This is a genomic window from uncultured Shewanella sp. (genome assembly GCF_947501225.1).
GTDB lineage: Bacteria > Pseudomonadota > Gammaproteobacteria > Enterobacterales > Shewanellaceae > Shewanella.
In genome coordinates this window covers 1-19,038 of sequence record NZ_CANMUW010000012.1, presented here as the reverse complement: position 1 = coordinate 19,038, position 19,038 = coordinate 1, and the positions used below count along the sequence as shown (strand labels likewise).

Below are 19,038 nucleotides of genomic sequence, written 5' to 3'. Positions count from 1 at the left end.
GATGCCAGCATTTGAATATAAGGCCTTAGACTCTAAAGGAAAACAGAAGAAAGGCGTGATGGAAGCCGATACGGCTCGTCATGCTCGCGGTCAACTGCGCGAACAGCGATTGATGCCACTGGAGATCACTCCTGTGGTTGAGAAAGAGTCCAAAGCGAAATCGTCGGGAAAAAGCTTGTTTAAGCGCGGCATCTCCGTTGCAGAGCTTGCACTGATCACACGTCAGATAGCCACCTTAGTTGCTGCAGGACTTCCCGTCGAGGAGGCACTTAAGGCGGTAGGCCAACAGTGTGAGAAAGCCAGGTTAGCCAGCATGGTGATGGCGGTGAGATCCCGTGTCGTTGAGGGTTATAGCCTTGCAGACTCCATGGCTGAATTTCCGCATATCTTCGATGATCTCTACCGTGCCATGGTGGCGTCGGGAGAGAAGTCCGGTCACCTTGAGGTGGTCCTTAACCGTCTGGCAGATTACACAGAGAGAAGGCATCAGCTCAAGAGTAAGATGACGCAGGCGATGATCTATCCTGTCGTGCTTACCCTGGTTGCTATCAGTGTTATCGCCATCCTACTGGCCGCAGTTGTGCCTGAGGTGGTGGGACAGTTTGAACATATGGGGCAGGAGCTTCCCTGGACTACCCTGTTACTGATCGCATCATCTGATTTTGTCAGAGATTATGGCTTGATGATCTTAGGGGTCATCGTCATAGGCTTGGTGCTGTTTAAGCGCTTGTTGATGAAAGCCGAGTATCGGATGAAGTACGATAGCCTGTTACTCGTTTTTCCGGTAATTGGCCGTGTCAGCAAAGGGTTGAATACTGCCCGCTTTGCACGCACCTTAAGTATTTTAACCGCCAGTGCGGTACCACTGCTTGATGCAATGCGTATTGCCAGTGAAGTGCTTATCAATGTTAAAGTACGCGCCGCGGTCGAAGAGGCGACGGCAAGAGTCAGGGAGGGCACCAGCTTAGGCGCCGCCCTGACGAATACGAAACTTTTTCCTCCTATGATGCTCTATATGATCACCTCGGGTGAGAAGAGTGGTCAGCTTGAACATATGTTGGAGCGAGCGGCAGATAATCAGGACAGAGAGTTTGAGTCCAACGTGAACATTGCCCTGGGTGTGTTTGAACCTATGCTAGTGGTGAGTATGGCTGCCGTGGTGCTGTTTATCGTTCTGGCTATTCTGCAGCCCATCTTAGAGCTAAATAATATGATCAGTGGCTAAAGCCCGATCGACAAAACTGTATCGTTAATTTAATTGAACTGTAAATCTGACATTAAGCCGGATAAGCAGTAACTGAATAACTAATTTACCTGGTTCTCTGCTTCGCGTTTGGTTGTGATGCAGAGCGGTCTCAATAAGAGGATGTTGTTAATGCAAGCAAGAAACAAACAGAAAGGTTTTACCTTACTCGAAGTGATGGTTGTTATCGTGATCTTAGGTATTCTGGCCTCTATGGTTGTGCCTAACTTGATGGGGAATAAGGACAAGGCCGATCTGCAGAAGGCTGTTTCGGATATTGTTGCGTTAGAGAACTCCTTAGATATGTATAAGCTGGATAACAGCATCTATCCGACTACAGAGCAGGGTTTGGAAGCACTGGTACAGAAGCCGACTATCTCACCCGAGCCACGTAATTACCGTACCGATGGTTATGTGAAGCGTCTGCCGCAGGATCCATGGAGAAATGACTACCTGTTACTTAGCCCGGGTGAAAACGGCAAGATCGATATATTCAGTGCAGGTCCGGACGGACAGCCGGGTACCGAAGATGATATCGGTAACTGGAACCTGCAGGATTTCCAATAAAACTCTGAGCTGCCGATTAACCGTTACCGATGAAGTTACATAAAGGTTTTACCCTGATGGAGGTCTTGCTGGTCATCTTGTTGATGGGGCTGGCTGCTTCTGCGGTGACGATGTCGATGAGCGGTGCCGATAAGCAGAGAGAGCTTGAGAGGACGGCCCTGCAGTTTATGGCGTCTACCGAGATGGTGCTGGATGAAACCGTGCTCAGTGGCCACTTTATCGGCATAGTGATCGATGATGAAAGCTATAAATATGTGTTTTACGATGAGGGGAGGTGGAAGCCTCTGGTGCAGGACCGGCTCCTTTCCGAGAGGCAGATGGAGCATGGAGTCAAGCTGGATCTGATACTCGATGGCTTACCTTTGGTGCAAGAGGATGAGGAGCAGGACACCTGGTTCGAAGAGCCTCTGATTGAAAAGTCTGAAGAGGATAAGAAGAAGTTTCCTGAACCTCAGGTGATGCTTTTCCCCAGCGGAGAGATGAGCGCATTTGAGCTTATCTTCTCCGGCAAAGATGAATCAGGCAGAGATATTGAGGCTTTGGTCGTGGGGGATGCTCTGGGGCGGTTAACGCTGGGTAGAGACGATGGATTCGATGATTAACACTTTCGCACTACAGACACGGCGAAATGATTCGACCGTTTGTACTCAAACTAAAGGTGCCACATATGCTTGGGTATCGTTGTGAATCGTAGCGTTAAAGGCATGACCCTGTTGGAGGTTATCGTCGCCTTAGCCGTATTTTCTATTGCCGCGGTATCGATCACTAAGAGCCTGGGCGATCAGATTGCCAACATGCCTATCTTAGAGGAGCGGACCTATGCGCAATGGGTTGCAGATAATGAGATGGTTGAGGCCAGATTGGAGCCGAAATTTCCGGATATTGGTAAGAAAGAGGGTCAGGTTGAACTGGCCGGGCGAGACTGGTATTGGCGTAAAGAGGTGGTAAAAACTACGGATGATAAATTCAGAATGATCCGGATTAGTGTCAGCGATGATGAGCGATATCAGCGTATCCTCGCTCAGGTAAGCAGCTATGTGCTCAATCAGGACTAGAGGGGCGGCAGGTTTTACCCTGCTCGAGATGTTAGTCGCCATCGCCATCTTTTCCATGCTGGGACTCGCCGCCAACTCAGTTTTGCAGACGGTGCTTCAAAACGATGCCGCCACTAAAGAATTTTCAGGAAAGTTAAAATCGCTTCAGCAGGGCTTCGGCGCCCTCGAACGGGATCTGGGGCAGATGGTGGCCCGTACCCCGCGCTTGCTTGAAGGCGGTCGTGGTACCACAGTGTTTCAGACCGGCGAAGATATTCTGGATTCGGAATCTGAAGGTTTGGTCTTCTATCGTCTCGGTTGGTTGAACCCGGACGGTTTACTGCCCAGGGGCAGCATTCAGTCTGTGGCCTATGTGGTGCGGGAAAATAACCTGGAACGTTGGTACTACCCCTATCCGGAGCCGGAGTTTGGTAGTGAGCCCATCAAGACTATCGTTATTAAGGATGTGATCTCGGTAGAGTACTCCTTCTTCATGGAAGATAAGTGGGAGAGAAAGGTTGACGGAACTAAGCTGCCCAAGGCGATAGCTATGGAGATTGAATTAGAGGGCTATGGCAAGATACAGCGCAAGTTCCTGCTGCCAAAAGGTGCGCCAGAGGGATCTGGAAATGATGACAATGGCGGTAATAACGGCGGCAACAATAGCGGTGGCAATAATAACAACGATAATAATAACGGCAGTGGAAACGGTTCAAATAGCGGTAATGGTGATGAGCGTGACGGGAGCGAGGGCTAGTGGTTAAGCTTCCGGGTAAGCAGCGTGGTGTTGCACTTATCGTTGTGCTCCTGATAGTGGCTATGGTGGCGATTATCGCGACCAACATTAACAGCCGTAATCAGCTCTCTGTCAGGCGTACGCTGAACCTGACCCAATATGATCAGGCGTATTGGTATGCGATTTCGGCCGAAGAGATAACCAAGAAGGTGCTGAAACAGGATCTCGATGATGCCGATGGCACGGTGCACCTGCAGCAGTACTGGGCACTGGCAGATGTGGTTTTTCCCGCCGAACATGGTGAAATTGCCGGCAAGATAAGTGATATGCGATCCTGTTTTAATCTCAATGCCCTCTCTATCGAGAGCAAAGAGCTTGAGAATGGCCAGCCCAAGCTACCGCTGCCGGCTGTGCAGTATAAGGGGCTACTGGTGGCGGTGGGCATGGATGAGTTTTCGGCGGAGCGACTGACACATACCCTGAAAGATTATATCGACGAGGATAGTACCGCGAGTCCGTTTGGCGCCGAAGATGCCGATTATGAGTCGAGGAATGTGCCATATAGGGCGGCAAATACCCTGATGAGCCATCGAAGTGAGCTCAGAGCCGTTATGGGGTATACCCAAGATATCTATATGAAACTTTTGCCCTATATCTGCGTCATTCCGGGGGATGACCGCCAGTTGCTCAATGTAAACACCTTGAAGGTGGAGCAGGCTGCCCTGATGGCAGGCATGTTTGATAATAAAATTTCCGTTGGTGAGGCCGAAAGTATCATCAATCAACGCCCCGGCGATGGCTTTGAGAAGATTGAGGAGTTCTGGGAGAACTCGTCTCTGGCCAGCCTGCAATCTGAAGCGGACTTAAAGACAACCTTTGTGGTCGACAGCAACTACTTCCTGTTGGAGGCGGGTGCCAAGGTCGACAACGCAACGTTTCGACTCGATAGCGTGCTCAAACGAGGCAATGGCAATAAGATGGATGTCCTGACCCGACAGTTCGGTGGTCAGAAGTAAATATTAATATCACCCTTCCCGGGTGGTAAAAGAATAAAATGAGATAATCTCATCGGGTGAGTTGATGAGGATTGTGGAGAGTTAATGTGAGTGAAAGACTATTTATCCGCTTAGGAACAAGCTCAGAGCAGGCCTGCTCTTGGCTGGTTTGGTCTGAGCAGGAGCAAGAGATCATCGCCTCTGGTGAAGTAAAGGATGCTGTTGCGCTGTCGAGTCTGACTGAGCGCGCCGGTAATCGTCCCGTAGATGTTTTAGTTCCCTCCTCATCCATCACCCTGACTCAGGTCGACCTGCCGGAAAAGGGGCAGCGTCAGGCAATTCAGGCACTACCATTTATGCTCGAGGAGAGTCTGGCCGAGAACGTCGATCTGCTTCATTTTGTTCCCGGTCCGCGCAGTGGTGAGTCTCTGAGCGTAGCCGTGGTGGCTCATGAACAGATGCAGGACTGGCTAAGCTGGCTCAGTGAGGCGGGGTTGAAGGCTAAGCGTCTTGTCCCCGATTGTCTCGCCCTTCCACTGGAGCAGTGTCAATGGGCTGCGATGAAGTTCAATCGTGAATACCTGTTGAGAACCGGCGAAGGGGCGGGTGTTACCCTGAGTGAAGGGTGGGTCAATAGCCTGTTGCCTAAACTGCTTCCTGCAGAGTCGGAAAGCCCTGTATCTGTTGCAGCCTATAGTGAACTGTCACTGCCAGGTACACAGGTAGAGGAGCAGGCACTTGAGTTACCTATGTTGGTGTTGGCTAAGGGAGTGTTAAACGCGCCCTTGAATCTGCTATCAGGCGTTTACACCCCTAAGCGTGAGTTTGGAAAAAATCTCATGTTATGGCGTAACGTGGCAGTAGTTGCCGCTATAGCTCTGTTGCTGGCCCTGGTAAATAAAGGCCTCAATATCTATCAACTCGACGCAGAACAGGCGCGCTTAAAGGCGCAGAGTGAGGCTATCTATAAGCAGGTGGTGCCGGGGAGTTCCCGTATCGTCAACCTCAGATCTCAGATGGACAGAGAGCTTCGTAGCATGCAGGGACAGGGGGGAGGCAGTGAGTTTTTCTCTATGCTTGAGGGGCTGGAGGAGGCCTTTACTCAGGTTGCAGATTTGAAACCGACAACATTACGTTTCGATAGCGCCCGCAACGAGTTGCGAATGCAGGTGACCGCTAAGAGTTATGCCCAGATCGAACAGTTTAAGACGATAGTTTCCCGTTCATATCAGCTGGACTCGGGAGCGATGAACAGTGGCGAAGATGCCGTTACCAGTACCCTGACGCTGAGGAGCAAGTAAGATGGAAAACCTTAAAGCGTGGTGGAACGGACTAATTCTGAGAGAGCAGCAGTTGGTAGGCACATGTGCGGTAGTGCTGGTTATCGGAATTTTTTATTGGGGGATCTGGACGCCGATATCCAATGCCGAGCTCGATGCTGAGCGTCGACTGCAGGCACAGCAGAGTACACTGAATTTCGTTAAGCAAACTGCAAATAAGATCGCCGGTTTGAAGCAAACCGGGGCTCAGGCAAAATTTAAAGGCAGCTTAAGTGCCGCCGTGAACCAGAGTGCCGGTGCATTCGGGTTAGAGATAACGCGTATGCAGCCTCAGGGGAACAAGATCCAGCTATGGATGGATGATGTACCGTTTGACTCTTTGCTTGGGTACTTAAATGAACTGGTTCAGGAGAAAGGGCTGTCGCTGGATAGTATCGATCTCGCTGAATCGGATGTACCGGGATTAGTGCGTGTTCGCCGCATCCAGTTATCAAAATAACGCCGGAAATAAGTTGATATTAACCACGTGGTTAAGTGCTTAGAGTGAAAAGCAACTGTTTTTATTAAGGTATTGTAGTGAATTTAGCAAAGAAAATTATCGTTGGCGTGTTGTTTTATCTGGTGTTCTTAATCGCGCTGTTACCCGCAAGCGTGGTCGTCAGCCTGGCCCCCCTGCCTAACACGATAAGTCTGAACGGAGTGTCGGGCACCATATGGTCCGGGGAGGTTGAGTCGCTCACCGTCGAAAAGCGGCAGTTGGAGCTGGTGCAGTGGGAACTCAGCCCCTGGTCTCTGTTTCTCGGTAAAGTCAGGTTAGACCTTGTGAGCGGTAATCGTGGAACCGTGGTCAACGGCAAAGGTTCTGTGACCCTGTCTATGGATGGGATACAGGCACAGGCTCTCCGGTTTGAAGCGCCGGGCAGTTTCCTGGTAGGCGATACCAGATTACCTTTCCGAACGAAAGTGGGCGGTGACATCAGCCTGTTTATCGAGGAGCTCGCACAGGGGCAACCGTGGTGCGAACAGTTAACGGGTAAGCTCTTCCTTAACGGTGCGAATGTTAAAAATCAGTTTGGCGATTACCCCTTGGGGGATATCGAGCTGGGCTTGAGCTGTGTCGACGGTAACGTCAAGGTGAACTCCGATGAATCTATGAACCAGTTAGGCTTGAGTGGTAGTGTGCTGGTGAAGGCGGAAAAGATGGTGCAGGTTTCGGCTAAGATAAAAGAGACCCCATCTCAACCGGAGGATCTTAAGAAGGCACTGAGCTTCTTAGGCAAGAAGGATAGCCAGGGTTATTACCCGATCAGCTATCAGGGACGGCTTCCTTTTTAAACAGAAGCTCTCAGTTTTCATTTGATAGTTTTAAAAGGCACTGAACAGTGCCTTTTTTGTGTCTGGCCATAATCGCTCCCTGCAGTTATTGGCATTCCCGCCATCTGACCCATATGGATATGGGAAATGTCTTAAAAGCGTAGGGAACGCTTTAGACCCTGGCGGTCAGAATACTTATGGGGGGGCGTGAATTGGTCTAATCGGCCAGTAGGTCGTCTAATAGCAGGTGGTAATCACTTATGGCGGGGAAATCACTAAATACCTTATCCGGCTTCTGGCTATCCGGGTTGGTAATTCCAAGCTGATATCCTACCCCCGCCTCTCTGGCAGCCTTGAGGATCGCTTCGCTGTCATCGACAAACAGGCAGCGGCTGGGCTCTAAACTGAAATGTTGAAACAGGTAGCGCCAAAATTCAGGGTGCTCTTTGGGGTAGCCTGTGTCGTGGCTTGAGAGCATCATATCTAACCCTCGCTCCAATTCGGTATGCTCAAGCTTGAGTGAAAGGCTGTGTGGATGAGCATTGGTGACTAAGATACGTGACTTCCCCTGCTCGCCTAAAGCGGTTAGGAAAGGCATGCTGTCTTGCCTTAGCTGGATCCTGTCGACTAAGGTTCTATGTAACTCAAGAATCTCTATCTGTAACTCTTTCTGCCAGTAATCTAAACAGTACCACTCCAAGGTACCGAATACCTTTTGGTAGGCGGACTCTACCAGTTGTTGGGCCGCATGGCTTGTGAGTCCTTTCTGACGACTGAGCTCTTCAGGAACCAGACTTAACCAAAAGTGGTTATCGAAATGTAGGTCCAGCAGGGTGCCATCCATATCGAGTAATACCGTGTCTATCTTATTCCATGGAAACATATAATCTGTTCAAATTCTGGTTGTAGATTAAAAACATGATAGTAAGATTGTATTGTTAAGCAAATAGCAATTTAGTCAGGGACTTTCATGAAGGACAAGAAGCCGGAAATTTTAGGCGCTGAGATAGTCGCCCAAAGTCGTCTGTTCAAAATTGAACAGGTGCATCTGAAGTTTTCGAATCAGGTCGAGCGTCAATATGAAAGGATGAAAGGGAATAACCGTGGTGCGGTCATGGTGGTTCCGGTACTTAACCGTGAAACTCTGCTTCTGGGAAGAGAGTATGCGGCAGGCACTCACTCCTATGAACTCGGATTCCCCAAGGGGTTGATCGATCCGGGAGAGGAGGCTCATGAGGCGGCCAACAGGGAGCTTCAGGAGGAGATTGGCTATGGAGCCGCTAAGCTTACACATCTGATGGAGCTCAGTTTAGCCCCCGGTTATTTTGCCAGTAAGATGCAGATTTTTATCGCTGAGGAGCTATTTGAAAGTCAACTGGATGGAGATGAGCCCGAACCCATAGAGTTGATCCACTGGCCTCTGGATAATTGGCAGTCGCTGCTGGAACAGGAGGATTTTTCCGAATCAAGGAGTGTGAGTGCCTTGTTTTTAGCCCAGAAATACCTAAAACTGTAATTGTAGTTAGTGTTATTTAGACGCACTCTTTGTTGAATCTTTTTAGTGGTAAGAGGCTTATGGAGCGGTTATGAGGCCAGAAGAGTATATAGAACAAGTTATTGATATTGCAGTTCAAGCTGGTTCGGAGATACGAAATATCTATCTGAATGGCTCATTTGATAAAGAGGTTAAATCGGATAACACTCCTGTGACCTCTGCGGATATAGCCGCACATAATAGTATCACTTCAGCGCTTAAGGCATTAACTCCTGATATTCCAGTGTTATCCGAGGAGGATGCCGACATCCCATTCTCACAGAGAGAGCAGTGGGATCGCTATTGGTTGGTTGACCCTCTCGATGGCACCGGCGAGTTTATTGCCGGCAGTGGTGATTTTTCGGTAATTATCGCTCTGGTAGAGCATAACCGCCCTATCATGGGGGTGGTGTATGCGCCCATGACTGAGGTGTGCTATTACGCTATTGCAGGACTTGGGGCCTATAAGCGTGATGAGAACTCGGAAGTGAGAATTGTCAGTCGTCAACTGGCAGATAGTGCTGAGCCCCCTTTGAAGCTTGCTGTAAGTCGCCGCCAGGATCCTCAGTCGGTGTTAAAGCTGTTTAACCAGCCAAGGCATTGTGAACTGATAGTCCTGGGTGGAGCCGCACTGAAGAGTTGTCTCATTGCCGAGGGCAAAGCAGATTGTTATGTGCGTATTGGCCCTACGGGAGAGTGGGATACGGGCGCTGCGCAGATCATTATCGAGGAAGCAGGTGGGCAGATAATGGATCTTGAGCTTCAGCCATTGAGCTATAACGAGCGAGAAAGCCTGGAAAATCCAAACTTTATTGTCGTCGGCTCCCCCCACCTGGAGTGGGATAAAATTTTAATAAATGAGTAACTCTATTCAGATACGTCCTGCCGACAAGCGTGATCTTCAAGGCGTTAACGAACTCGAGCAGCGATGTTTTCCCGGACACTGTTATCCAGATTTCTTTTTTCGTCAGGCGCTGGATTGTTGGCCCGGTGGCTTTCTGGTGGCCGGCGATGATGAAGATACCACACAGGGGTATTTACTTGCGGCTCCGGGAGCCGATACGCACCTGTGTTGGATCTTATCTGTTGCCGTTTGTGAATCATTGAGAGGCAAGGGGATAGGGCGTAAACTTTTGACCCAATTTCTGAGTCGACTTCCCTCATCTGTCTCCCGTGTTCAGTTGACGGTTGCTCCGGATAATAGTGCTAAGGCCCTGTATCTTGATTTAGGTTTCGTTCAGACCGGCTATGAAGCGGATTACTTTGGTGAATCTGAGCCCAGATTACTGCTGACTTATGTTAAGTAACTTTTGTATAGCTTTAGTTGAGGGAGGAATATGGTACTGAGCAGACGCTTCTTTCCTTACTTTGTGACTCAATGTCTTGGCGCTTTGAATGACAATGTCTATAAGAATGTATTACTACTGTTTGTAACCTACTCTCAGGTTGATAGTCTGCCCATTGAGGTGAACCTCTTTGTCAACTTGGCCGCCGGCCTGTTTATATTGCCATTCTTCCTTTTCTCGGCCCATGCGGGGATCATAGCCGACAATATTGATAAAGCCCTGTTGATCAGGCGTCTCAAGCTGTTGGAGGTGATGATCATGCTGTGCGCCGCGATGGCCATCATCACTCAAAGTTATCTGGTGATGCTGTTACTCCTCTTTCTGACCGGTGTTCAATCCGCCTATTTCGGGCCGGTTAAATATTCACTTCTCCCTCAGGTACTGAAAGAGAAAGAGTTGGTGAAAGGTAATGCATGGGTGGAGATGGGAACTTTTATCTCCATACTTACGGGCACGATCACAGCAGGCTTCATTGTGGCAAGCGATGCTCCTAAACTCTTTGCGGCCCTGACAGTCTGCTTTCTGGCGCTGTCGGGTCTATTTTCGAGTCTGCTTATACCGGCAATTCCGCTGAAACGAGAACCTAAGAAGCTTCGCTTTGCTCCGTTTTCCGGTAGTATCAATAGCATCAAAAAAGTACAACGTACTCCCTCGGTATGGATGGCTATAGTAGCCATCAGCTGGTTTTGGTTTCTTGGGGCGACCTACCTGACACAGTTTCCAAATTTCGCCAGGATTCACCTGCATGCGGGAGCGACCGTTGTTTCTCTGCTCTTGGCGCTATTTTCTATCGGTATTGCGGTAGGCTCTTTTGTCTGCGAGCACCTCTCATTCAGGAGGGTAGAGTTGGGGCTTTTGCCATTTGGTTTGTTGGGTTTAGCCCTGTTTGGTATCGATGTTTACTGGGCCGTTCCAGAGGGGATGAGGGAGCAGGAAGCTCTCTACTCCGCGGTCACTTTCCTCCACCAGCCACAGCATTACCGTTTGATGGTCGATCTGTTCATGGTGGGAGTCAGTGGCGGAGTCTTTATCGTTCCTCTGTATGCATTTATTCAAGCCAGAACCGAAGAGGGAGAGTGTGCTCAGGCTATAGCGGCAAATAACATTTTAAATGCACTCTTTATGGTGGTTTCGGCAGCTGCCTCCATGATTATTCTGGGGATATTGAATTGGAGTATTGCCGTATTATTTCTGTTGTTGGCAATGACTAATCTTGCCGTTGGCTTGTTTCTTTATCTCAGGCAGCCTGAACTGGGGGTAAGATTTATCGCTTATCTGCACTCAAGGGTAGTTAGGTCGGTGACTGTGGTTGATAGGGACCTCATCCCCAGAACGGAAGCGGCCTTGCTCTTAGGTTCTGCCAGGTCGCCTTTGGCGCTGTTTTGGCTGCAGCACCTCTCAATAAGACCTGTGCGCATCCTGGTCAGTGGTTCTCTGGGAGGTGATTGGTGCTCTGGGTTGCTGAGGAGGTGCGGGATGCTTGTCGAGTGTAACCTGCCTCAGCCTATGACTCACGAAGATATAGCTAAACATGCACCAGCCTTGAGTGAGATGGTGAATCGCGTCGAGCTTGCCCTGTCAGCTCAGGAGTTGGTGTATCTTTCGAAGCTCGACTACTCGCTCTTAGCCGATGCGTTTCCCTCTAGACTTGCCGCCTTTACCAAGCGCTATATTACTATCCGGGATTCGGATGTGTCGAAGTCTATCGGGCAGGGGAGAAGGGGAGTGACAAGGCTTATTGTGGCCTTGGACTGAAAGCTTATCAGAAAGAGCCTTTAATTGACTATAAAGGCTCCCGCTTTCCAAGCCGGATAAGGTGCCGGGATTGCTATCGTTTTGATGAATACTCATCAAGCCATTCATGCATGGCTTGATGGGAGCCCTTGAAAATGATTCTGGATTGCTTTTTATCCAGCTGATACCTATACATAGGGTCGTAATATCTTGTGAGCAGAAGTGATATCCACTCCAGGTGTGGCTGAGTATCGCCACGTTGGTGTTGAATATCGAGTGCATTGGTTATGATCGATTGAAACTCGTCATGGAGTTGGCCGCCGAGTCGTTTCTTAATCCCTGTGATACTTTGAGTCAGATACTGTGAAAAAGCATCGAACCCGGCTTCTTCACCTAAGCGCTCTACGTAGCCGGAGTGCATCTTATGAACATATTCGTTCAACAGCCTTTCCAGTCTGGCTTCCTCCGGCTCTTCAAGCACAAGCATATCTGCCTCCTGCATACCGGAGTAAAACTTCTTAGGTATTGCCGAACGCCCTATAAGGAAGCTCTCATCCTCGACAAGCAGACATTTTTCCGCCCTGTGTTGATGTTTGAGCAGTGAGACTGCCAGGCTATTCTCGAAATTAATCTGGCTAGGTTGTGGTTCATGATATCGCCCGAAGCTGGAGCCGCGGTGGTGAGCCAGGCCCTCCAGATCGATAGCCTCAGAGCGTTGCAGCAGAAAGTCAGTTTTACCACTGCCGGTTATGCCGCTGAGAATATGGATAGGGCTCAATGAGGGGGCTTCATCAATCACCTCGATCAGGTATTGACGCATGGCTTTATAACCACCCTCAATATAGGGGATATCGATACCGCCCTCTTTTAACCACTGCTGAGTTAGCTGGGATCTGAGTCCTCCGCGGAAGCAGTAAAGGTAGGCATTTGGGTGTTGGCGAATAAAGGCAAGCCATGCTTCGACTCTATGTTGCTTTACCTTTCCATTTACCAAAGAGTGGCCGAGTGCAATAGCTGCCTCCTGGCCCTTGTTTTTATAGCAAGTTCCCACCTTCTGACGTTCATTGTCCATCATGAGCGGTAAGTTTGTGCTGGAGGGAAAGGCTCCCTTGGAGAACTCAATAGGTGCCCTGACATCCATCATAGGGTGACCGCTGAGCATGAGCTCTCGGTAGGCACTCCTGGGAACAATATTCTTGCTCATCAGAGGAGCTCCACTAATGTCGATTGGTTTGAGTCGTCAAGGCTCCCGATGCAGTCGGATGGAACCCCGTGCTTGGCGAGCAGAGCTATTAGTTCACTCTCCGCCTCTTCAGAAACTGAGATCAATAAGCCACCGCTGGTTTGGGGGTCGCAGATAATGGCCTTCTGTTTATCGCTAAGTTTTGGCAGGTGTTCGCTATAGCTGTCGAAGTTTCTGTGAGTGCCACCCGGTATGCACCCCATGTCAAGGTAGTGTTCCGCTTTGGCAAGTAGTGGAATAGCGGATACATTAATCTTTGAGCTTAAACCGGCACCCTGACACATCTCAATCAGGTGCCCGGCCAGGCCGAAACCTGTAACGTCGGTCATCGCACTAACGCCGGGTATCTTAGCTATTACAGGGCCTAAGGTATTGAGCTGGCACATAGCATCGGCGGCAATTTGGGTATCCTCCGGTGCTATCTTCTTCTGCTTTTGCGCCGTGGTTAATATGCCAATACCAAGAGGCTTAGTGATATAGAGTCTGTCTCCGGCTTGTGCCGTATTGTTCTGCTTTAGCTCAGAAAGAGGGATCTGTCCCGATACAGCGAGTCCGAATATCGGCTCGGGAGAGTCGATACTATGGCCTCCGGCAAGCATTATACCGGCGTCGGCACAGGCTTGTCGCCCGCCGTCTACAACTTGTTGTGCCACCTCAGGAGGTAATTTATTGATTGGCCAGCCTAAGATTGCGATGGCCATCATGGGCGTGCCGCCCATGGCGTAGATATCACTGATGGCATTAGTTGCCGCGATACGACCAAAGGTAAAGGGATCGTCGACAATTGGCATAAAGAAGTCGGTAGTGCTTATGATACCGGTTTCATCGTTGAGTTTATAAACGGCGGCATCATCTCTGGTTTGGTTTCCAACCAGGATATTGGGATCTTCGAAGACAGGAAGTTGAGATGCTAATATTGTGCTCAGGACTTTTGGGGATATTTTACAGCCACACCCTGCACCGTGACTGTATTCGGTAAGCTTTATTTCTGATTCTGACATGAACGCAAAAAGTCCGTTGATAAGATTGTTAGGCGGACATCATAGTCCTATAGCCAGATCACTTCAATAAAGTGCGACTTTGCAAGTCGATAACAGGCTCTCATCTGAAACCTCTCAGCTTATGGGTTAGGCGTCAGGTTATGACTCCTAAGGGCTACCGTTTCCTGTAGCCCTGTGTTCCCGCATAGGTTATGCGTAAGTTGCTGTCAGTAGCCGCCAGTTTTTTTGTTGAGTATGGAAGCGTTTTTTCAGCTCCTTAACGTCTAAAACCAACTGCTTATTGGCTAACTGTTTCCGCTTAGCTTCAAGCAACCTCTTCTTTGCCTTGTAGTAGTCTGCCAGGTGTGACTTTAACAGCTCATACTCCATCTGCAGTTTCTCTAACGCTTCATCACAGTTGCTTAGGTTCGCCACCAGGCTCTGGGTTCGCTTTAGTTGCATCTGTAACATGGCAGTCTCGATTCGCTCTTGTGGTGTAACACGTAGATCTTTTGCTAAACCAAGCCAGTTGAGCAGGTTGATAAGCCATTTAGTTGGATCGTATTGCCACCACCGAATTCCGTTTCTATAGTCATTCTCAAAGATGTGGTGAAAATTATGGTACCCCTCACCATAGGTAAGAAGAGCAATTATGCCGTTGTCTCTGGCAGTGTTCCGGTCGGTATAGGGCTGACTTCCCCAGACATGTGCCAGAGAGTTGATGAAGAAAGTACAGTGATGAACAACGACCAGTCTTAACAAGCCAGCCATTAAGAGCATGCCGATAATGTCACCGTTGAGCCACCCAAGCAGTGCGGGCAGAGCGATATTCATCAAGACCACTAATACTAAGTAATATTTATGCTGCCACATGACAATCTTGTCATTTTGCAGATCCCGAACATTTTTATAGTCGTGATAACGCTGAGCCTGATACTCCCTCAACATCCAACCTATGTGGCTATACCAAAAACCCATGTTTGCCGAGTAGGGGTCCTTGTCGTTGTTATCGACATGTTTGTGATGTACTCGATGATCTGAAGACCAATGAAGGGCGCTGTTTTGTAAAGCAAGAGCGCCACCCAGAGCGAAGATAAAGCGTACAGGTGAACTGGCTTTGTAAGTTTTGTGGGACCACAGTCTGTGGTAGCCGGCCGTGATTGATAGGCCGCTGGCAAAGGCAAAGCCGATGAAAGCCAACCACTCACCTGCGCCATAACCATGCTGATATCCATACCAAGGTACAAGGAACACGGCCCCAATAAACGTGATGGCAAATAGCGATACATTGGTCCAAATTAACGGGGGTTTATTCATTATTATTTTTTAGTCCTATTTTGAGCGTACATCTGTACGCTAATTTAGCATTGCAATGCTAAATAGGTCAAGCAATGAGCGATATCAAAGGGCTGCGTTTTGTTATCAAAAAATGTATCATCTCGTGATCACTCTTAAGATTACGGAGCCAGCATGATGGGTATAAGAGCACAGCAGAAAGAGAAGACTCGTCGGGCACTCGTCGATGCGGCGTTCAATCAATTAAATGCTGAGCGTAGTTTCTCCAGTCTGAGCTTGCGTGAAGTTGCGCGGGAAGCCAAAATTGCGCCGACCTCCTTTTATCGTCATTTTAAAGATATGAATGAGCTTGGGCTCACCATGGTCGATGAAGGGGGATTAACCCTTAGACAGATGATGCGAAAAGGACGGCAGAGGGCCGAGGCGGGTGGAAGTGTTATCCGAATCTCTGTCGACACTTTCATGGAAGTTTTAGAGTCTAACCCTAATGTGTTCAGGATTTTATTGCATGAGCGCTCCGGGACATCGGCACCATTTCGAGCGGCTGTGGCTCGTGAAATTGAACACTTTATCTCTGAGTTGGCCCACTATACCGAAGCCACTGCGAAACGAAGCCCGGAGTTAGCCAGGGCTCAGGCCGAGGCACTGGTGACTCTGGTCTTTAATGCGGGGGCTGCAGCTTTGGATATGAAGCGGGTTGACAGGAAGGTACTCGCCGATAGATTAGTTATACAGCTGCGTATGGTGGCCAAAGGTGCCGAAGTATTACAACAAAAGGCTGATAATAAGTAACGTTTTGTTGCGAAGTTAAAATGAAGCCAATGATTCAGCTGTATTCTCAGTGACGAGAAAGGGCCTTGCGGCCCTTTCTGCTGTAGGTCCCTATCAGCGCCTCTCTAAGAAAACCCCGGATTCCATATGATCTGTATATGGGAACTGGTCGAACAGTGCAAAACGGGTGATCTTGTGCGTCTTGTTTAATTCCACCAGGTTGTCGATAAGGGTATTGGGGTTACATGATATGTAGACGATACGCTCATACTTCTGCACCAGTTTTACCGTGTCCGGGTCCATACCGGCTCTGGGCGGATCGACGAAAATGGTATTACAGTTATAACTGTCCAGATCGATACCCTCTAACCGTCTGAAGGTACGCTTCTTTGCCATTGCATCAGTAAAGTCTTCTGCCGACATACGGATGATCTGCAAGTTATCAATCTTATTTATCTTGATATTGTATTGAGCAGATTCAACAGATGGTTTAGCCAGTTCTGTGGCTAATACGCGCTCGAAGTTTTGTGCCAGAGCAATCGAAAAGTTACCATTACCACAATAGAGTTCCAGCAGATCACCTTGGCTATTCTTAGTGACATCTATTGCCCACTCGAGCATCTTCACTGAGACTTTACCATTGGGTTGTGTGAAGCTATTTTCAATCTGATGATATTGAAGCTGCTCGTTGTTAACAGTTAAAGATTCGATGACAAAGTCTTTGTCCATTATCAATTTCTGCTTTCGAGCCCTACCAATTAGATTGATGTTGAAACTGTCTGCTAACTTCTCTTTTAAGGTTTTAGCTTCAACTTCCCATTGTGCATCAAGTTGCTTGTGGTAAAGCAAAGACACCAAGATCTCACCGCTTAGAGTTGAGAGGAAATCTATCTGGAATAACCTATGTCTTAGCGTTGGGTTAGGCTTTAGCTCATCGATAAGAGCAGGCATCACCTTATTGATCAATTCGCTTGCCGGCAGAAATTGGTCGCAACGAACTTTGCTGTTAAGAGACTTATCAAACATATAGTAGTACATGTCGTCGCCGTCATGCCATATGCGGAATTCGGCACGCATACGATAATGAGCTGGCTCGGAGCTGAAAACTTCTAGTTTTGGTGTATCAAAGTCAGTGAATATCTGTTCCAGCTTGATACGTTTTTCTTCGAGTTGCGCATCATAGGTACTAGGATCCATTGCTGCTAAATTCATTTCTTGATCACCCTTGGTTTGATTTGGGGCGGAATTATTATACTAGATAGCGAGGATGTCCAGTTTCTGGCTTCCGATTTTACGGATGTTGTGTGAAAATTCGTGTAGGTATATATAAGGGGAGAAGTGATTTGTCAGGACCAATACTTGTTTTTGATTCAGGAATAGGTGGTCTATCTATTCTTGATGAGATCAGACAAGTACTACCGAATAAAGACTATTGCTATCTTTTCGATAATGCACGCCTGCCCTATGGTGAGTTGGAAGAGGAGATACTCATTGATGGTTGTAGGGCTCTTATCACCACTATGGTTAAACGGTTGGAGGCATCTTTAGTCGTTATTGCTTGTAACACCGCAAGCACCTTAGTGTTACCTGAGCTCCGGGGGGCATTGAATATTCCCGTTGTAGGAGTCGTGCCCGCTATTAAGCCCGCTGCAGCAGTATCAAAAAAGAGACATATTGGTGTACTTGCAACGCCGGGAACCATAAGGCGCCCCTATACTCATGAGCTGATAGAGAAGTTTGGTGGTAATTGTAAGGTTGAGTTATATGGCTCATCTGAACTTGTATTGTTGTCAGAAAGAAAAGCTGCCGGGTATCAGATCTCCCGAGTCGAAATGGATCACATATTAAAACCGGTTAAATTGAGCGGTATCGATACGCTGGTATTAGGCTGTACCCATTTTCCGATGTTGAAAGCCGAAATTAAGGACTATTTAGGTAAAGATGTCCTGTTACTGGATTCTGCGAAGGCTGTGGCGGCAAGAGTAACCAGCCTGTGTCAGTCGGCGGACGAAGTCAGAGTTAGAGACTCTATGGAGGTAGCAGTTATTGAGCAGGGTAAGAAAGAGATGACTGCACTCTATACGGCTAAGGAAATTGAAGGGGGACTTAAAAACACATTAGCCAAAATTGGATTCTCTAAGATTGAAAGAGTCCAACCTGACTAATGAGTTTTAACAATTAAGGGAGCGAGTTAACTGGCTGCCGGCTTCTCGCTCTTGTCTGAATCCTGTGACTTTGCTTCTCTCACTTTTAATGTACGCTCTTGGAACTCGTACTCATTTAATTTAGACATGGCTTTCTTAGCACCAGCCTCTGACATTTCGATGAATCCGAAACCTTTACGTCGACCGGTCTTACGGTCACGAACCAAACGCACTGAGTTGACCGGTCCATATTTGCCGAATAACTCCTTTACTTCACCTTCATGTACGCGATAAGGCAAGTTTCCTACATATAATGTCATCGTTGGGCCTGTGTATTGCTCAACGCTGGACGCATTGTCACTCGATGATGAAGTTTGACCTTGAAGGGTAAAGACAGCGCTCGCAATAATAGCACCAACAAAAAAAGCAACGGCAGCGTTTAGCTCTGGAGCGACGAAGTTAATCGCTAACGCACCGAGGATGGCGATAATCAAAACAATAAGAAATGGCTTTTGCATATATATGTTCTCTGAAGAATTGATAAATAACTGTTAATAGCAGGTATATGGTAATGAATTATTTAGCATTACACTAGCCTATTGCTGAAAAAATGAACTTAATAGTTACCCTGCTTTGGAGTCGCTGGCCGATTCATGAACAAGCTGAAGTAAAATTAAGCGAAAAAGTACCGCTCTGAACAAAACTTCGGCGTATAAACATGAAAGTGGAAAAAAGGCCTTGTGATCTGCTCCGAGATCCCTATAATGCGCAACCACTGACACGGCGCAGCAGGCATACAGCCTACATCTCATGGAGATGTG

General features: G+C 48.2%; 20 protein-coding genes and 1 pseudogene. 15 read left to right on the top strand and 6 right to left on the bottom strand.

The features are described from left to right. Position 1: 1 nt before the first annotated feature. From gspF to Q1B47_RS15790, 9 genes and pseudogenes are all read left to right on the top strand, one after another. Positions 2-1,225, top strand: a complete 1,224-nt coding sequence (gene gspF / locus Q1B47_RS15830) for a type II secretion system inner membrane protein GspF (protein ID WP_299795583.1) — start codon at positions 2-4, stop codon at positions 1,223-1,225. Positions 1,226-1,375: 150 nt separating this feature from the next. Next, on the top strand, positions 1,376-1,810 hold the full coding sequence (gene gspG / locus Q1B47_RS15825) for a type II secretion system major pseudopilin GspG (protein WP_299795581.1): 435 nt from the start codon (positions 1,376-1,378) through the stop codon (positions 1,808-1,810). Continuing rightward, positions 1,773-2,412, top strand: a pseudogene (gene gspH / locus Q1B47_RS15820) (type II secretion system minor pseudopilin GspH). The gene gspG and the pseudogene gspH overlap by 38 nt, the downstream one beginning before the upstream one ends. 81 nt (positions 2,413-2,493) lie before the next feature. Then, complete coding sequence (gene gspI / locus Q1B47_RS15815; RefSeq protein ID WP_299795579.1) at positions 2,494-2,865, top strand: type II secretion system minor pseudopilin GspI; 372 nt, start codon at positions 2,494-2,496, stop codon at positions 2,863-2,865. Then, positions 2,846-3,601 carry a type II secretion system minor pseudopilin GspJ gene (gene gspJ / locus Q1B47_RS15810; protein WP_299795577.1) on the top strand — a complete coding sequence of 252 codons (756 nt, stop codon included), beginning with the start codon at positions 2,846-2,848 and terminating at the stop codon, positions 3,599-3,601. The genes gspI and gspJ overlap by 20 nt, the downstream gene beginning before the upstream one ends. Further along, the gene (gspK, locus tag Q1B47_RS15805; RefSeq protein WP_299795575.1) at positions 3,601-4,596 is read left to right on the top strand and encodes a type II secretion system minor pseudopilin GspK; all 996 of its coding nucleotides are present in this window, start codon (positions 3,601-3,603) and stop codon (positions 4,594-4,596) included. Before gspJ ends, gspK begins: the two co-directional genes overlap by 1 nt. An 86-nt stretch (positions 4,597-4,682) precedes the next feature. Further along, entirely contained in the window at positions 4,683-5,876 is a 1,194-nt protein-coding gene (gene gspL, locus Q1B47_RS15800; protein ID WP_299795573.1) for a type II secretion system protein GspL, read from the top strand. 1 nt (position 5,877) lies between these two features. Further along, positions 5,878-6,354, top strand: coding sequence for a type II secretion system protein M (locus Q1B47_RS15795; protein ID WP_299795571.1), 477 nt, complete (start codon positions 5,878-5,880; stop codon positions 6,352-6,354). Between the two features lie 77 nt (positions 6,355-6,431). Beyond that, a complete protein-coding gene (locus Q1B47_RS15790) occupies positions 6,432-7,190 on the top strand; it encodes a type II secretion system protein N (protein WP_299795569.1) in 759 nt (252 codons plus the stop codon). A 196-nt stretch (positions 7,191-7,386) separates the two neighbouring features. Here the strand turns inward: Q1B47_RS15790 and yrfG are convergent, their stop codons facing one another. Continuing rightward, positions 7,387-8,052, bottom strand: a complete 666-nt coding sequence (gene yrfG, locus Q1B47_RS15785) for a GMP/IMP nucleotidase (RefSeq protein WP_299795567.1) — start codon at positions 8,050-8,052, stop codon at positions 7,387-7,389. An 87-nt stretch (positions 8,053-8,139) separates the two neighbouring features. Here yrfG and nudE point away from each other — a divergent pair, with 87 nt between their 5' ends. From nudE to Q1B47_RS15765, 4 genes are all read left to right on the top strand, one after another. After that, positions 8,140-8,685 carry an ADP compounds hydrolase NudE gene (nudE, locus tag Q1B47_RS15780; RefSeq protein WP_299795565.1) on the top strand — a complete coding sequence of 182 codons (546 nt, stop codon included), beginning with the start codon at positions 8,140-8,142 and terminating at the stop codon, positions 8,683-8,685. Between the two features lie 70 nt (positions 8,686-8,755). Further along, positions 8,756-9,568 (top strand): 3'(2'),5'-bisphosphate nucleotidase CysQ, encoded by an 813-nt coding sequence (gene cysQ, locus Q1B47_RS15775; protein ID WP_299795563.1) that lies wholly within the window; start codon positions 8,756-8,758, stop codon positions 9,566-9,568. Further along, on the top strand, positions 9,561-10,010 hold the full coding sequence (locus Q1B47_RS15770) for an N-acetyltransferase (protein ID WP_299795561.1): 450 nt from the start codon (positions 9,561-9,563) through the stop codon (positions 10,008-10,010). Before cysQ ends, Q1B47_RS15770 begins: the two co-directional genes overlap by 8 nt. 30 nt (positions 10,011-10,040) lie before the next feature. Next, entirely contained in the window at positions 10,041-11,804 is a 1,764-nt protein-coding gene (locus Q1B47_RS15765) for an MFS transporter (protein ID WP_299795559.1), read from the top strand. Between the two features lie 73 nt (positions 11,805-11,877). Here Q1B47_RS15765 and mnmH read toward each other — a convergent pair whose 3' ends face one another. The 3 genes from mnmH to Q1B47_RS15750 form a co-directional block, all read right to left on the bottom strand. Beyond that, the gene (mnmH, locus tag Q1B47_RS15760; RefSeq protein WP_299795557.1) at positions 11,878-12,987 is read right to left on the bottom strand and encodes a tRNA 2-selenouridine(34) synthase MnmH; all 1,110 of its coding nucleotides are present in this window, start codon (positions 12,985-12,987) and stop codon (positions 11,878-11,880) included. Then, positions 12,987-14,027, bottom strand: a complete 1,041-nt coding sequence (gene selD, locus Q1B47_RS15755; RefSeq protein ID WP_299795554.1) for a selenide, water dikinase SelD — start codon at positions 14,025-14,027, stop codon at positions 12,987-12,989. Before selD ends, mnmH begins: the two co-directional genes overlap by 1 nt. Before the next feature lie 189 nt (positions 14,028-14,216). Next, positions 14,217-15,323: a fatty acid desaturase gene (locus tag Q1B47_RS15750; protein WP_299795552.1), complete on the bottom strand. Its 1,107-nt coding sequence runs from the start codon at positions 15,321-15,323 to the stop codon at positions 14,217-14,219. Between the two features lie 156 nt (positions 15,324-15,479). Between Q1B47_RS15750 and fabR the strand changes: the two genes are divergently transcribed. After that, a complete protein-coding gene (gene fabR / locus Q1B47_RS15745) occupies positions 15,480-16,094 on the top strand; it encodes an HTH-type transcriptional repressor FabR (protein WP_299795844.1) in 615 nt (204 codons plus the stop codon). Between the two features lie 93 nt (positions 16,095-16,187). Here the strand turns inward: fabR and trmA are convergent, their stop codons facing one another. After that, on the bottom strand, positions 16,188-17,285 hold the full coding sequence (trmA, locus tag Q1B47_RS15740; RefSeq protein ID WP_299795550.1) for a tRNA (uridine(54)-C5)-methyltransferase TrmA: 1,098 nt from the start codon (positions 17,283-17,285) through the stop codon (positions 16,188-16,190). Between the two features lie 131 nt (positions 17,286-17,416). On the opposite strand from trmA, the gene murI reads away from it, so the two are divergent. Continuing rightward, the gene (gene murI, locus Q1B47_RS15735) at positions 17,417-18,238 is read left to right on the top strand and encodes a glutamate racemase (RefSeq protein WP_299795548.1); all 822 of its coding nucleotides are present in this window, start codon (positions 17,417-17,419) and stop codon (positions 18,236-18,238) included. Positions 18,239-18,264: 26 nt separating this feature from the next. Here the strand turns inward: murI and Q1B47_RS15730 are convergent, their stop codons facing one another. Continuing rightward, a complete protein-coding gene (locus tag Q1B47_RS15730) occupies positions 18,265-18,735 on the bottom strand; it encodes an RNA-binding protein (RefSeq protein WP_299795546.1) in 471 nt (156 codons plus the stop codon). Between the last annotated feature and the right edge of the window lie 303 nt (positions 18,736-19,038).